Origin of the sequence: Metabacillus rhizosphaerae (genome assembly GCF_037201795.1) — a bacterium.
GTDB classification, from domain to species: domain Bacteria; phylum Bacillota; class Bacilli; order Bacillales; family Bacillaceae; genus Metabacillus; species Metabacillus rhizosphaerae.
Map to the genome: position 1 here is coordinate 241,245 of NZ_CP147403.1, position 14,996 is coordinate 256,240.

Sequence of the window (14,996 nt, forward strand, 5' to 3'; positions counted from 1 at the left end):
CCCCGCAGGCGCTTCGCGCTGAGGAGGCTCATCGCCCGCCCCACGGAAAGCGAGCATCCTGGAGTGCCAATCAACCAACCCAATACTATTTTAAAAGCAACAAAGTTTGCGAAAACAGCCTTTTAAATAAACGATCGAATAACCAACATGATACTTAAAATGAACCCAATCAACCCAAGACAGGAAAAAACAATTAATTCTTTTATTTCTTTTTTCCTAACTAATCTTGGGATTTCAAACGCAAAGATGATGACAAAAATGACGAAAATCAACAAAAACTTAGACATATATCAAACCTTCTCTTACTAAGTGATATGATACTATTTTGTTAAACCGATTCTTCTTACGTAAACAGTAGGATGAATCGATACTTCTAATTCTGTAAATCTTTCATTCCAATCTTTTTTATATTTCTCATTCCATTGTTTTGGATATTTTTTATATACAGCTTCTCCAAAACCAAATATATCTGTACCAAGATCATCTTTTGACTTATCTAATACACTTTGAATTCTGTCTTTAACTTCCTTCTCGATCTCAATTTGTAACTTATCAATGTTTTTCGAATCATCTAAATTTAATTCAGAAGCGTTTTCCATTACATTCATTTCTGATGTAGTTTTTACATCTATTTTTATCTCTCCATTTTTAATTTTAGGAACAATTTCTGTTTCCGTTCGAATAATATTCGTACTAATATGGCCACCACCCTTTTCTTCTGGGACTTTGACGGTAATGACTCCAAGTTCCATTTCATCTCGCAACCATAAAATACCTCTCGTTTGCGAATCGTTCATCCACCCAACCAATTTATCATCTTTAAATACTGCTGCTCCAATGATTGCTTGTGTTTTATCAGTCTCAGCACTACCACTACCTCCTTTTTCCATTGGTTCTGACGCAAATTGAGGAGCTACCGGCTCTAAGCCTTCAGTAAGAAGCATATCGAGAAACTCTTTAATATTTACAGACAACCCCACACTAAGCTTCGTTAGCTCCCTTGTTTCTTCAGCTGTCACACTTTCTAATGTAGGTCTATTCTTGATAATTTCAAAGGCTTTACCTTTTGTAAACATAATATAGCTATTCATACGAGGTTCATGAAACCTTGAATAGAAATCAAGAATATGGGAAACACCCTTTTTAGCGAGTTCTTCCCCTATTATTAAAACCCTACTATGAGAAAAGAATATGCGTCTTGATAACTTTCCTTGAAGATGTCTATATGCTTCAGAAAGTGTGTCACCAGTATCTGAAATCATAAAAGTACTATTTTCACCACTACCTGTTGTACCACTAGTTGGACCTAGCTTTGATGGGACCGCTACTTGAAGTGATAAACGAATTTTATCGTCCTCTAGATCTAAACCAACAGCAGTAACGATTGCAATATCATTTATTTCAATTCGATTCCAGCAACCAGATAGCAAGAAGACTGACATTGCTAAAATGACCAATATTCTAGTTGTTTTCATCTGTACCATCCTGCCCTCTTAGAAGCGATTTAATATTTACGTCTCTTTGAAGCTAACCTCTTTAAATTCCTTTTAGCAGTTTGTTCTGGTCTTTCATTCATTCCCCACCATGGAACCCTAATTATGACATCCTTAAGATTATTGAAATTAAAAGGAGCAATAGGTGCCAAATAAGGAACCCCAAATGAACGGAGCTGGACAAGATGAACCAATATAAAAAATACACCTAACAGAATCCCATAAAATCCGAGCAGTGCAGCTAAGAACATCATCAAAAAACGAAGAAGACGAATCGCCCCTGTCAAACTGTAACTAGGGAACATAAACGAAGCAATACCTGTAATGGAAACAACGATAACCAAGGGAGCGGAAACAATCCCTGCTTCAACTGCTGCCTGACCGATTACTAATGCACCGACAATACTAACTGTTGATCCAATTGGTCTAGGTAGCCGCAAACCAGCCTCCCTTAAAGCTTCAAATGTTATTTCCATTAACAATGCTTCTACTACCGCCGGGAACGGTACCTTCTCTCTAGAGGCAGCGACACTAAACAAGAGATTTGTTGGTAATAATTCCTGATGAAAGGTTGTTACCGCAATATAAATGGACGGAAACAACAATGCAATTAATAAAAATAAATACCTGATGCATCGTATAAACGATGCCATAAGGAATCTTCCATAATAATCTTCTGGAGAAGCCATCATTTGAAAAAAAGTAACTGGTACAACAAGTACAAATGGACTGTTTTCAACAATTATCCCAACTCTTCCCTCAAGGAGGTTCCCAACAACACGATCCGGCCTTTCCGTTTGTAATACTTGTGGAAATACAGAGTAAGGATTATCCTCAATAAATTCTACAATATATCCACTATCCTCAATGGCATCAATGTCTATCCGTCTTAGTCTACTTCGTACTTCTTCAACCAATGACGACTCTGCAATACCTTCTATATAGGTTATAACTATTTCCGTTTTAGAAAGTCTCCCTAACTTCATGCTTTCCAATTTAAGCTGAGGGGATTTAATCCTCCTACGAAGCATGCTTGTATTTGTTCGTATATTTTCAGTAAAGCCCTCTCTTGGCCCTAGTACTACTGCTTCTGAAGCTGGCTCATCGACTGATCGTTGCGGCCATGATTGTTCACTTATTAAAAGCGTTTGTTTAAACCCATCAATGAGTATTACTGTCCCACCAATAAATAAATGATCAGCAAGTTGTTGAATAGTTTCTCCTTTTTCAACTTGTCCTGAGCTTATTACATCTTCAATATCTACAATAGTTAGGTGAGTTTTTTTTTGTAAATCTTGATTATGGTTTAATAATGGTTCCAAAATACTATTTTCCATTCTTTTCATATCTACTAGTCCATCAAGGTATAGAATAATTGCAGTATACGTTTTATTTATGTCAAATTTCCGATAACTAAAGTCTGAAGATCCTTCAAACATTCTTCTAATTTTATAAAAATCTTCTTCAAGAGTTCCTGTTAAATAATCAGTCTCATCCTTATTGGTATGGGTATTGCTATTTTTATTCATAACTTTTTGAGTAGAGCTTAGAAGTTTCATCCATCTATTCATTTTCATTTCAACGCACCTCCCAATAGGATGATCAATATTACGACAGAACTTTTTTACGAATAAATGCAATACAGAAAAATAAAATCGGTAAGATGATGTGCATCAAAGTAAGAACATATATGTTAAGAAACTTAAAAGCTATTTCTAAATGTGTTACAAAGTCTCTTCCTATTAATAAAGATAATGGTATTATTATCGTACCTATCCCAAGTATGATTGATTTCTTGCTTTTCACATTGAATAATTGTGCAATTCCTACTGCTGCACCATACATCCATGCACCCACTTTGAAAAATACCCCAGCAACCATCATAAGGATAATTAGTGCATCAAACCTTTCTAAAAAGTCAGCAATACTTACTAACCTTGTTGCCGAAAGTAGTGGAAAGTAATCTATTTTGTATAGCTCTGGACCAACAACAGAGAGGATTAGTACTGAGTTGATCGTTAAAAGGATACCTCCAATTAGGATGACAGCAAATCCTACCTTACCTGCATTTTTTTGATTCTGTAAATTAGGAATAAACATCATAATTATAATCGTTTCTCCGAATGGGAAATTTATATTCTTTGGAAATACCTCTTTTAATATTGGTTTTACTCCATTCCCTAAAATAGGGTTAAGATTAGAAAATTGAATAGATTTAACACTTAATAAGAGGATCCACACAATGATTAACGAAATCATAAAGATCGGAAATACTATCTCCCCCATTCGTCCAAATATTTCAATTCCACCACGCAAACAATAAATCACCAAGACCATAAAGCTACCAATCACGATGATTATAGGAGTTTCAACTAGAATCGTTGATCCGATTAGATCACCAAAGTCGCGACAAGCTCTTCCAGCAGTGTAGACAAAATAAGTAAGGTATAAATAGATGAAAGGATAAGCAAGGTACTTCCCTATTAACTTTGGAATGATCTCAATCAACGTCATATTCGGATAAAAAGATGCTAGCTTTACATAAATACTCATTAAAACGATACTTAATAAAGTAGACACCAATATTACTATCCACGCATCCTGCTCTGCACCTGCTCCTAACCCAAGAATGATCGCTGTTCCAAATTCAAATCCAATGAGAATATAAAATAGTTGAAGTGAGCTTATTTTTTCCTTTTCCACCTGTCACTCCCACCAATTCCTTACCATAAATTTTCGCCTCTGGTTAAATTTATCTTTTCCGATTTAATCCTTGTTATGCGTTTTCTTACAATTTTTAAATTGATAACCTCAATATATTAGCCACAGATTCAGACTTTTTATTCTTAAACATAAAAACCCTTCCGCTAACAATATGGAAGGTTTCATCGATTTTAAACATATTTAATCGTTTTTAGTCGACTCACTATGAAGAACTTAAAGAAAATGTCTTTTTAATAGAAGAATTGTCGAAGGTATTTCAAAATCCACCAAAATCATTAATAATATAGATATATTTAACATACCTTTTAATGGGAGCTATGAAATATGAATACAAAGTATTACTCTGAATTAACATATAAGATAAATCTAGTAAGAAAACTTATGATTGTCACAGCACAAACAAAGGGATTCAATAATCCTGAAACAATTAAATATAGTGAGGAATTAGATAGACTTATTTTTGAAACACAGATATTTTTAAAATCCTGCAGTTAAAATTTATCTATCGAGTTCCACATTACTTGAATTGTCGCAGATTAATGATACATTAATACCTGTACTAGATTATACAAGTAGGTGGAATTCATTGGATATCAAACAATTACAATACTTTATTGAAGTTGCAAATAATAATAGCTTCTCCCGGGCAGCCGAGCACCTATTTATAACTCAACCTACCATTAGTAAAATGATTAAAAACCTTGAAACAGAATTAGGTGTGTCATTATTTGATCGCTCTCGAAAAAAGCTTTTCTTAACCGATGCAGGACATACGATATTAGAACAAGCAAAGTTGATCGACAAAGCGTTTACGAATTTAGAAATAGAGTTAGATAATCTTTTAGGTTTGAAAAAAGGACATATTAGAATTGGTTTACCACCTATATTTGATGCTCACTTTTTCCTTAAAATAATTGGCAGTTTTCACGAAAAGTATCCAGGGATTACCTTTCAATTTGTTGAAGATGGATCAAAGAAGATAGAAGATGATGTGGATAACAATCTCCTTGATGTAGGTGTTGTGGTCCTTCCAACTAACAATGAAATGTTTGAACATTTTTCTTTTATGGAGGAGGACTTGAAACTAATCCTCCACCCAACACACCCATTGGCTAATCAAATTGAAGTTAATTTAGCAGAATTAGCAAATGAATCCTTTATTCTTTTTAATAAGGACTTTGTTTTAAATGACAGGATCATAAATGCTTGTAATAATATTGGCTTTAACCCACATATTATTTCTGAAAGTTCCCAATGGTCCTTTATTGAAGAAATGGTTGCCTCAAAGCTTGGAATATCCCTTTTACCAGAAAGCATTTGCCGTTATTTAAACAAGAATGTCCGAACTGTAAAAATAGTAAATCCTTCGATCAGGTGGAACCTCGCCCTCATTTGGGGAAAAAACAAATATCTTTCTACTGCAGCAAAGGAATGGTTACAGTTTACGAAGGAACATCTGACAAATAAAAATTCTTGAATACTTCAAATAGACGATCCTTAGTTAAGGGTCGTCTATTTTATTTGGAAAAAAATGAGAAACATTCTTTTTGCCCATACTTGAAAATCCTCCCCTTCCAGCTCATTCACTTAATTTATGCTTGGAAGCATTTACATAGACAAAAGCTATACTTCAGATAAAATATAACCATTTTACTTAACAAAAACTCAGGTCTAAACTTGTAACAAGTAAACAATAACTTTTTTCAGCATCACTTTATCATCTCTATGAAGAAATGCAGAAGACAGCAAATTTCTGTGTAAATCCAATATGAAAGGATGGATTAAAAATGGAAGCAATAAAAACAAAAGAAAGCCGCATTGTTAGTACAGACCAAGTATTATCATGTGATTTAAATAATTATAATACTCTTTTTGGTGGAGTTCTGATGAAAAAACTAGATAATGTCGCAACGTTATCAGCACGTAGACATTCTAGAGTAAAGGAATGTGTAACAGCATCTACAGATTCTATCGACTTTTTATGTCCAATTCACCAAACTGATTCAGTCTGCATTGAATCATTTGTTACCTATACAGGAAAAACATCTATGGAAATTTTTTGTAAAGTAATCGCCGAGGATATGATGACAGGCGAACGTAGAATGGCTGCAACAGCCTTTTTAACCTTTGTTGCATTAGACGAAAAGAAACAACCGGTAGAAGTTCCTGGTATTATCCCAGAAACAGAAGAGGAAAAGTTTCTCTACAACACTGCTAAAGATAGAGCGGAAATGCGTAGATTAAGAAGAAAGAAAAGTAAGGAACTAGCAGAATATATTACAGTTAGAAAACCTTGGGATAAATAAGAGGAGGGCGAATAATGATTACCATATCTAGTCATGATGAATTGAAGGCCACCGAAGAAGCGGTTAAACAATTAAAACGGGACTTTCCTCAACTTTTTGACAAACTATTGCATGTCGTAAATTTAACAAGAGCATTCCAATTCAAATTTCAATATATGGGTTGTTTAATTATGGATGAAGATGTTCATAATTGCACACCTAATTTTGTTTATGGATCTGTTTTACGCTTATATAAGAAAGAAGTACAAAAATTGATCAATGATATAGATTCACAAGTTCTCAAGGACTTATTTGTTGCTAATAAAAATGTTGGCTATGCAAAGATTAGTTTATTACTTCTTGGTCATACCACTGAATCGTTAGTAGGCTCATCATCTATACAATAATAAAAATCCACTACTGAACGAAAATGGACTCCCTCGGGTAGCAACCACTTTCATTCAGTAGTTTTCATCTTTTTAAAAGACATTTAAAGTACCTTTTGACTTTTGCTTTTATAACTCTCTTTATCCTTTTCAAGAAGAATATTTAGGGATATAAGATTCATCTCTTCTTTTTCACCAAAAATTGTTATTTCCTTATTTGTACTATTTACATAAATATTTTCATTATCTATTTTCATTTCATCCAAAGAATGCATATATTCAAACGTTTGTTCAAGAAAGTTTGATTGATTATTGGACAGTAGATATGTTATTGCATCACGGTGGGCAATCGTTCGTTTCCAATCCCCATTGTTATACCAAATAAGTTTACTTGCTGACGCTTCATCAGGATAACCATACTTATTTATTAGCTTAAAAGCACCTTCTCTCAATTTTTCTTGCCATGTATTTAAAATTTCGTCTACATACAATTTATATTTGTTATTCATATTAATACCTCCCAAATAAGCTAATAAACAGTATATGTAGGAAGTATATGGAATTGAAATCATATTTCTTTAAATAATGTATTTTTTTGCATGCGCTAAAAAAATACGACACAAATAAACTCAAGCAAGAAAACTGCTTGAGTACGTTTAGTTTCAAATCAGACCATTTAACCGATCTGGGGACAGATCCATAATCCCATCATCCTCTATAATACCGAGAGTAACATCAGTAATATCTTGATCAGATATAATTTTATCTTGCACCCTGAATTTTATATCATCTGCAACTGCAAGTGAAAGTCCTTTTCTTAATTCAATTAGGCCCTCAACATGATAATATCGACCTTCTTGTATTATCCTGAGTTTTTTAATATCTGTAACATCTTCATCACTTAATATTGTTCTGAACACTTTTTCTTCAATATCCTTTGGCGCAGCTACCCCGATAAGTCCAACCATATTATCAAATCCTACTCTAAAGGCTACTCCAATCATTAAAAAGCCAATTAGAATTGTAGCTATACCATCCAAGCTTGTGAAATCAGTAAATGCTGTGACAATGATTGCGGTTAAGGCTAATAATGCCCCTGTAACAGCTACGATGTCTTCATAAAAAACTAAACGAGTAGGCGGTGCTGCACGACCAACGTTTCTAAATGCCGCTATGGCTATTCCCCATCCTTTTGTCTTTTCTACTCTAGCTTCCTTTAGAATTTCCTTCATTGCTTTTAGTAAAATTCCACCATCAATAACCAGGTTAATGATTAATACACCTATACTTAACCAAAACCCACCGGTATTTTCTACTGGGTGATGCAGTAAGTGCCAGCCTTCTTTGATTGTTTCGTAAGCCATGATGGTCACTACTATGACTGCGATCATACAAAATATGTTGATTACACGTCCAAAGCCTGTTGGAAATTGTGGCGTCGGCCGTTTTTCTGATAGAACACTACCAATAAACACAAACCCTTGATTTACTGCATCTGCAAGTGAGTGCATAGCAGATGCAAACATAGCCCCACTCCCACTTATTACATAAGCGATAGCCTTACAAGCTGCAATAATCGCGTTACCAATCATTGCAACTGCTGATGATTTATTCCCCTTTTTAATTAGTGAAATAAATCCATTATTGTCTGTTTCATTACTCAAGTTTAACGCCTCCATAAATCAGCATTTTATAATATGTTTATTGTTCTTTAAAATTCGTGGATTATTACTTTTGAACATGAAATTGCATTCCAATGCTCATATAAAAATAATAGGCTCTTTTCTAAAAGATTGTTGTTTTTGAACAAAACTGATTAGGTTTATTGGAACGGATATGCGAGACTCCTGTGGGAGTAGCGGGACAGATGAGACCCCGCAGGCGCTCGCGCTGAGGAGCATTCCTGTTTAATATCCTTAAGGCTTCTTGCAAAACAAAAAGTCCTCTTGTATGATGCTTGAGTATCAACGACTAAATTGACTCATCACCATACAGGAGGACCATATGATGAATAGTAATATGAATACCAAAATTAATCAAGTATCTGAAAAAACACTTGTTATTGGAATAGACATTGCGAAGAAAAAACATTACGCATGCGCTATCGATGATCGTGGACGAATTTTGCAAAAACCGTTTCCGTTCATACAATCCCTTGATGGGTTTGAGCAACTACACAATATGATTCATTCTCTACTAGAATCACATGAAAAGACAGATGTCTTAGTCGGCTTTGAGCCCACAGGGCATTATTGGATGAACTTAGCTGCTTATTTAGTCGAAAATAATATTCAATTTGTCATGGTTAACCCTATGCATGTGAATAGAACGAAGGAATTAGATGATAACCTTCAAACTAAGAATGATCAAAAGGACGCTCGCGTTATCGCTTCTTTAATCCGCGATGGCCGGTTCAACTATACACGAATTTTAGAAGGGACAGAAGCCGAACTTCGTAATGGGGCGAGTTTTCGGACTAAAATGCAGGAAGACCTCGCATCACTTAAGAATCGAATGATTCGGTGGACAGATCTTTATTTCCCTGAGTTCCATCATGTATTCAAAAGCTTCGGTAAAAACGCATGCGCTGTTCTCGAGGTGACACCTTTGCCAATCGATTTTGATGGGAAAAATGATGAAGAACTTATCGCACTTTACAAAAGGGTTGAAGGAATAAAGTGTCTTTCCGTTTCTAAAATACAAAAGCTAAAATCAATAGCCAGTCAGTCCATTGGTTTAACTGAGGGGCTAGAAATGGCCCGATTTGAAATGGATACATTACTTTCTCAGTACAAAGCTCTTTCAAACCAACTGGAGGTCTTATCATCAAGGTTAAATGACCTCGCTCAACAATTGACAGACTATGAGTATATTTTATCTATTCCTGGTTTAGGCGAAAATACTGTTGTTGAACTACTCTCTGAGATAGGTTCCCTTAGGCAATATCAGCACCCACGCCAATTAATTAAATTAGCGGGGCTCACGCTTAGAGAAAACTCTTCTGGCCAACACAAAGGTCAAAAGAAAATTTCCAAAAGAGGTAGGAGGAAGTTACGGGCTATATTATTTAGAGTCATCCTCCCTATAATTCAACACAACATAGCGTTTAAATCTTTGTACCATTACTACACGACTCGTACTGTCAATCCATTAAAGAAGAAAGAAGCCATGGTTGTTTTATGCGGGAAATTACTAAAAATTCTACACGCTTTGTGTACAAAACGAGTGCACTTTAATGTAAATCATATGTTAACAGATCTCCATTGCCTCAAAGAGGCAGCCTAAGCAACTTCCTAGTTTGTAATCTAGACAATAGGATGACACGGAGAAGTTGGCACGAAATGAGCCATTAGACTAAGAGTCCCTTGAGGAGCATAGCCAGCCTCTGCCTTATGAATAGACCGAACGAAGGAATGTACGCGTTAGACGCCAAGAGACATGGGAGGGTACGTCATCATAAGATTCGCAGAGATCCGAAGTGCATCATATAAGCACTTAGAGTTAATCATTTCCAATTAACTCTAGCGAAGCGTAACCTCAGAATAACAATATTTTGAACTTTTGGAAATTGATGATAATCTGTAGTGAAAATCAGTAAGTGAAAATTTTTTTTCTATCTATTAAAACAGTTTTAAGCGTTGATATACCAACATTTCTAGAGGGAGGCTCATCGCCCGCCCCACGGAAAGCGAGCATCCTGGAGTGCCAATCAACCAACCCAATACTATTTTAAAAGCAACAAGGTTTGCGAAAACAGCCAAATAATAAAATGCAGACTTCATTTAAAATCAAATACGTACATATGATAAATACATGTCCAATTTCTTTGGAGGGGTTATCAATGAAATTTATTAGAAAAGGCTTGATCATTATTATTGGCAGCATCTTAATATCCTTAGGAATAAATTACTTTTTGGTCCCCTACAAAGTGTTGGATGGAGGAATCATTGGGATCGGTCTTATTGTAAATTATTTATGGGGCCTTAAAGCAGGCCTGATGATTATCATTTTTAGTATTCCTATCTTTTTCATCGCTTGGTTTGGCTATAGAGATTATTTTTACAATAGCTTACATGGTATGGTTATCTCTTCCTTTTTTATCGATATCTTAAACCCAATCCATGCATTTTTTCGTATTGAAGCAGTTCCTAGCTCCATCATTGGCGGGATCTTAGTTGGCTTAGGAATTGGGCTAATGTTGAAATATAAAACGAGTACTGGTGGAACAGATCTTGTCGCTCAATTTATCTCTGATAAAACAGGTATGAATGTGGGTATCCTCATTTTTATTATTGATGCAGTTGTTATTTTATCTGGTGGCTTGTTATTTTCAACCGAAACTCTTTTGCTTTCGATTATCACCATTCTTTTTGTTGGCATTACGACAAGTATATTTACAAGAAATGTTGTACATTCAGATTAGGCTAAACACGTACAAGCACCTGGAGTGACTCACTTGGACTCGCACTCCCTCAGAAGTCTCACGTTTCCGCTCCAATCAACAGTAGCTTTACCATAGCCTTTCAAAAAAAGGTGTTTAGCAACAAAAAAGAAAGACATATTAAGATAAGAGGAAAATTGAAATGGAGTTGAAAAGATGGATTTTTTATCAAGAGAGCAAATTATTAACGAACTACAGGATTCGTTTCAACCTTTTATTAATAAGTATGGAATAGAGGACATTGGTATTTTTGAAGAAGAAGGTCAAGATAATCATTACTATTTAGGCTATACAGTTCGTAAAGAAGGAAAGACCTATCATATCCATTCATCTTATTTAAAGAACAATCATGGGGGTTTAGCTCCTGAGAAAAAAGAATGGACAATAGAATCTGATGAACCTGATAGGAAGGATTTGAAAGGATTTAAGGGATTAGAGGATGCCCTTCGTGAAATTCAGGAGATTCACTAGGAGATGAGCTGGATGTGTAGCACTTATCCACAGTCTTAAAACAAAAACCTTAGCCCGAAAAATTATCGAGCTAAGGCTTTTATTTTTTTAGCACTATAAATTGACTAATCATTTTACCTTACATGATCTTCAAGAAAGTTTATTTGTTACCGGCACTTCTCTTTTCTGAAGTTCCACCCCATGCTTCAACATTTTTTAGACCTTTAATATTTGAAACATGAAAGACTGGATTTTTCCCACTCGCTTTTTGTTTCAAATAGTCATTGAGTGCTGAGATCGCAATCTTCCCAAGTAGCACAATCGCAATTAAGTTAATGATCGCCATTAAGCCCATTAGTAAATCAGCAAGACTCCAGACAAAGCTTAACGATGCAAGAGATCCAAATGCGACCATGCCAACTACTGCAATACGGTAAATATTTAGCCATAGTTTACTTGTATTGATAAACTCAATGTTTGTTTCACCATAATAATAGTTCCCAACAACTGAACTAAAGCAAAATAGTAAAACAATGATTGCAAGGAATATCCCAGCCCAAGAACCCATTGTTGTTTCAAGTGCATTTTGTGTAAGCAGGATACCATTTGATTCTGTTGATGTGTAAAGACCTGACAAAAGAATAATAAATGCTGTTGAGCTACAGATTAAAAGTGTATCCACAAATACACCAAGAGATTGAATTAATCCTTGTTTTACAGGATGGCTGACATCAGCTGTAGCTGCAGCATTCGGAGCACTACCCATACCTGCTTCATTTGAAAACAAACCACGTTTTATTCCATTCATCATCGCAGCACCTAAAGCTCCACCAGCCACTTCACTGACACCAAAAGCACTTTCGAATATTAAAACGATTACACCAGGTAATTCGGAAATATTCATAATCATGATAAACAGAGCAATTAATATATATCCTCCTGCCATGATTGGTACCATGATTTCTGATACTGTTGCAACTCGTTTTATCCCACCAAAGATAACAACGGCTGTAATGATAGACAAGACGATCGCAATGATAATTTTATTTATTCCAAAAGATCCATTTAACGCACTTGTAATTGTATTTGCCTGAACCGAATTAAATGCTAATCCAAACGTTAGAGAAATTAACACAGCAAATGTTACACCCATCCAGCGAGCATTTAACGCCTTTTCCATATAGTAAGCGGGACCGCCTCGGTAATTGTTACCATCTTTAACCTTATAAATTTGAGCTAGTGTACTTTCTATAAATGCAGAAGCTGAACCAATTAAGGCAATCAACCACATCCAAAACACCGCTCCTGGACCACCAGTTGTGATTGCTATTGCAACCCCTGCAAGGTTACCTGTACCTACGCGTGAAGCTGTACTAATACAAAAAGCCTGAAAGGATGAGACACCTTTTTTATCAGCCCTTGCACCTTCACCTAAGAGCCTAAACATTTCGCCAATTAAACGAAACTGTACAAACTTTGTTCGAAAAGTAAAATAAAGACCAGTCCCAATTAACAATATAATTAAAACATATGACCAAAGTAATGTATTAGTTCCATTAATAAACGTTTCAATTATGTTCAATTCACAACACCCCTTACTTTATTTACTCTAGACTTTAAATATGATGCACAATCGTCTACAGATATACACTTTTACTATATTAGCATATTACCTAATTCCTAAAAACCTTTATTTTCATCGAGATTTTTTGATAATAAAGCACGACAAACGATATTGGTATTCGCATTCAGTAAATCTAGGCATTAGTTTATTTTTCTAACTTTAAAACCAGCCTCCTTCTTAGAGCGTATTACTATAGGTGTTCAAATTATTACAAATAACGAAAAAGGTCGATCGTATTAAATACGTTTAAAACATATGTAGTCCATATAGAATTAGGAAAGACCTGCTCACACTTAGCATTTCAACAGGTCTTTTTTATTGTCACAATGAATCTAAAGCCTGCTTTAAATCCTCCCAAATATCCTCCCATGCTTCCAGTCCTACCGAGAGACGAAGTAATTCATTTGAAATCCCCATATCCTTTCTAACATCTTCAGGAATGACTGCATGTGTCATTGAAGCGGGATGCTGGATAAGTGTTTCAGCATCACCTAGGCTTACCGCAATTGGGATTAGTTTTAATTGATTTACCACTCTTACAGCTTCTTCATATGTCCCATTAACTTCAAATGATAGAAGACCTCCACCGTTTTTCATTTGTCTCTTCATTATTTCGTAATCTGGGTGATTTTGGTCTCCAGGGTAATAAACTGCCTTAATCCTTGGATGATTACCCAATAGATCGACAAGCTTTTTTGCATTTTCACAATGGCGATCCATCCTTACAGCCAATGTTTTGATTCCTCTAAGCAGTAACCAAGCATCAAAAGGAGAAATGACTCCTCCAATATCCTTTTGAGTCGTTTTCTTTAAGTGACTTATAACTTCATGATTTCCGACAATGATACCTGCAATTACATCACCATGCCCACCAATGTACTTCGTTGCACTATGAATGGTAATATCACAGCCTAATGTTAGAGGTTTTTGTAAATAAGGAGTTGAGAAAGTATTATCAACAACAACCATTATTCCCTTTTCTTTAGCAATCTTTACAACTAGTTCTAAGTCAATTAATTTCATTGTAGGATTAATCGGCGTTTCAATATAAATACACGTTGTGTTCTCTTGAATTTTTGAAATAATTTCTTCGGTTGTAGCTAATTCTGAGAAGGTATGATCTATTTGATATTTTTCTTGTAGCATCCTTAACAGGCCGAAGGTACACCCATAAACACCTCTTGAACATAAAATATGATCATTCGCCTTTGTTAATCCAATTAAAACTGCTGATACTGCAGCCATTCCTGACCCGAATGCAAGTGCCGCCTCCCCCTCTTCTAACTGGGCCATACGTTTTTCTAAAACTGTAACTGTAGGATTTGAAAGCCTTGAATAAATATAGCCATCCTCTACACCTGCAAATCGATTAGCTCCTTGCTCTAATGATGTAAAAGTAAATGTTGATGATTGATAAATTGGTGGGGTTAAGCTATCTGAGTGCTCTTTCGAAGTATAACCTGCATGGATTGCCTTTGTTTCAAAATGATATGTGCCTTCTTTTTTCATTGTTATCCCCCTTGTCCGGAACATGATAGTTACTAGGCGGTTGTATTTTATATCTTATTTGCTCAAACCTTATTTCGTCACAGG

At 35.3% G+C, this 14,996-nt stretch carries 15 protein-coding genes; 7 read left to right on the plus strand and 8 right to left on the minus strand.

Annotated features, from left to right (window positions below; all coding sequences use genetic code 11):
* Window positions 1–122: 122 nt before the first annotated feature.
* The 4 genes from WCV66_RS01245 to WCV66_RS01260 are packed head-to-tail and all read right to left on the minus strand — an operon-like array spanning window position 123 to window position 4,196.
* The gene (locus tag WCV66_RS01245) at window positions 123–287 is read right to left on the minus strand and encodes a hypothetical protein (RefSeq protein WP_157094304.1); all 165 of its coding nucleotides are present in this window, start codon (window positions 285–287) and stop codon (window positions 123–125) included.
* A gap of 33 nt (window positions 288–320) precedes the next feature.
* On the minus strand, window positions 321–1,475 hold the full coding sequence (locus tag WCV66_RS01250) for a Ger(x)C family spore germination protein (protein WP_338787701.1): 1,155 nt from the start codon (window positions 1,473–1,475) through the stop codon (window positions 321–323).
* A gap of 29 nt (window positions 1,476–1,504) precedes the next feature.
* A complete protein-coding gene (locus WCV66_RS01255; protein ID WP_338787702.1) occupies window positions 1,505–3,070 on the minus strand; it encodes a spore germination protein in 1,566 nt (521 codons plus the stop codon).
* A 31-nt stretch (window positions 3,071–3,101) separates the two neighbouring features.
* On the minus strand, window positions 3,102–4,196 hold the full coding sequence (locus WCV66_RS01260) for a GerAB/ArcD/ProY family transporter (protein ID WP_338787703.1): 1,095 nt from the start codon (window positions 4,194–4,196) through the stop codon (window positions 3,102–3,104).
* Window positions 4,197–4,598: 402 nt separating this feature from the next.
* On the opposite strand from WCV66_RS01260, the gene WCV66_RS01265 reads away from it, so the two are divergent.
* The 4 genes from WCV66_RS01265 to WCV66_RS01280 all read left to right on the plus strand — a co-directional run bounded on the left by WCV66_RS01265 (window position 4,599) and on the right by WCV66_RS01280 (window position 6,909).
* A complete protein-coding gene (locus WCV66_RS01265; RefSeq protein WP_413789651.1) occupies window positions 4,599–4,712 on the plus strand; it encodes an aspartyl-phosphate phosphatase Spo0E family protein in 114 nt (37 codons plus the stop codon).
* 91 nt (window positions 4,713–4,803) lie between these two features.
* Window positions 4,804–5,694 carry a cidABC operon transcriptional activator CidR gene (gene cidR, locus WCV66_RS01270; RefSeq protein WP_338787704.1) on the plus strand — a complete coding sequence of 297 codons (891 nt, stop codon included), beginning with the start codon at window positions 4,804–4,806 and terminating at the stop codon, window positions 5,692–5,694.
* Window positions 5,695–6,004: 310 nt separating this feature from the next.
* Window positions 6,005–6,523: an acyl-CoA thioesterase gene (locus WCV66_RS01275; protein ID WP_066327924.1), complete on the plus strand. Its 519-nt coding sequence runs from the start codon at window positions 6,005–6,007 to the stop codon at window positions 6,521–6,523.
* A gap of 14 nt (window positions 6,524–6,537) precedes the next feature.
* Window positions 6,538–6,909: a hypothetical protein gene (locus WCV66_RS01280; protein WP_066327921.1), complete on the plus strand. Its 372-nt coding sequence runs from the start codon at window positions 6,538–6,540 to the stop codon at window positions 6,907–6,909.
* Between the two features lie 83 nt (window positions 6,910–6,992).
* Here the strand turns inward: WCV66_RS01280 and WCV66_RS01285 are convergent, their stop codons facing one another.
* Both WCV66_RS01285 and WCV66_RS01290 read right to left on the minus strand, forming a co-directional pair.
* Window positions 6,993–7,397, minus strand: coding sequence for a hypothetical protein (locus WCV66_RS01285; protein WP_338787706.1), 405 nt, complete (start codon window positions 7,395–7,397; stop codon window positions 6,993–6,995).
* 153 nt (window positions 7,398–7,550) lie between these two features.
* Window positions 7,551–8,552 carry a cation diffusion facilitator family transporter gene (locus WCV66_RS01290; protein WP_338787707.1) on the minus strand — a complete coding sequence of 334 codons (1,002 nt, stop codon included), beginning with the start codon at window positions 8,550–8,552 and terminating at the stop codon, window positions 7,551–7,553.
* 343 nt (window positions 8,553–8,895) lie between these two features.
* On the opposite strand from WCV66_RS01290, the gene WCV66_RS01295 reads away from it, so the two are divergent.
* The 3 genes from WCV66_RS01295 (at window position 8,896) to WCV66_RS01305 (ending at window position 11,800) form a co-directional block, all read left to right on the plus strand.
* Window positions 8,896–10,173, plus strand: coding sequence for an IS110 family transposase (locus tag WCV66_RS01295; RefSeq protein ID WP_338786039.1), 1,278 nt, complete (start codon window positions 8,896–8,898; stop codon window positions 10,171–10,173).
* A gap of 556 nt (window positions 10,174–10,729) precedes the next feature.
* Window positions 10,730–11,311 (plus strand): YitT family protein, encoded by a 582-nt coding sequence (locus WCV66_RS01300; protein WP_066327900.1) that lies wholly within the window; start codon window positions 10,730–10,732, stop codon window positions 11,309–11,311.
* Window positions 11,312–11,485: 174 nt separating this feature from the next.
* Complete coding sequence (locus WCV66_RS01305; RefSeq protein ID WP_066327899.1) at window positions 11,486–11,800, plus strand: DUF5634 family protein; 315 nt, start codon at window positions 11,486–11,488, stop codon at window positions 11,798–11,800.
* 139 nt (window positions 11,801–11,939) lie between these two features.
* Here the strand turns inward: WCV66_RS01305 and WCV66_RS01310 are convergent, their stop codons facing one another.
* Window positions 11,940–13,361: an alanine/glycine:cation symporter family protein gene (locus tag WCV66_RS01310; protein ID WP_066327898.1), complete on the minus strand. Its 1,422-nt coding sequence runs from the start codon at window positions 13,359–13,361 to the stop codon at window positions 11,940–11,942.
* A gap of 363 nt (window positions 13,362–13,724) precedes the next feature.
* The gene (megL, locus tag WCV66_RS01315) at window positions 13,725–14,912 is read right to left on the minus strand and encodes a methionine gamma-lyase (RefSeq protein WP_066327890.1); all 1,188 of its coding nucleotides are present in this window, start codon (window positions 14,910–14,912) and stop codon (window positions 13,725–13,727) included.
* Between the last annotated feature and the right edge of the window lie 84 nt (window positions 14,913–14,996).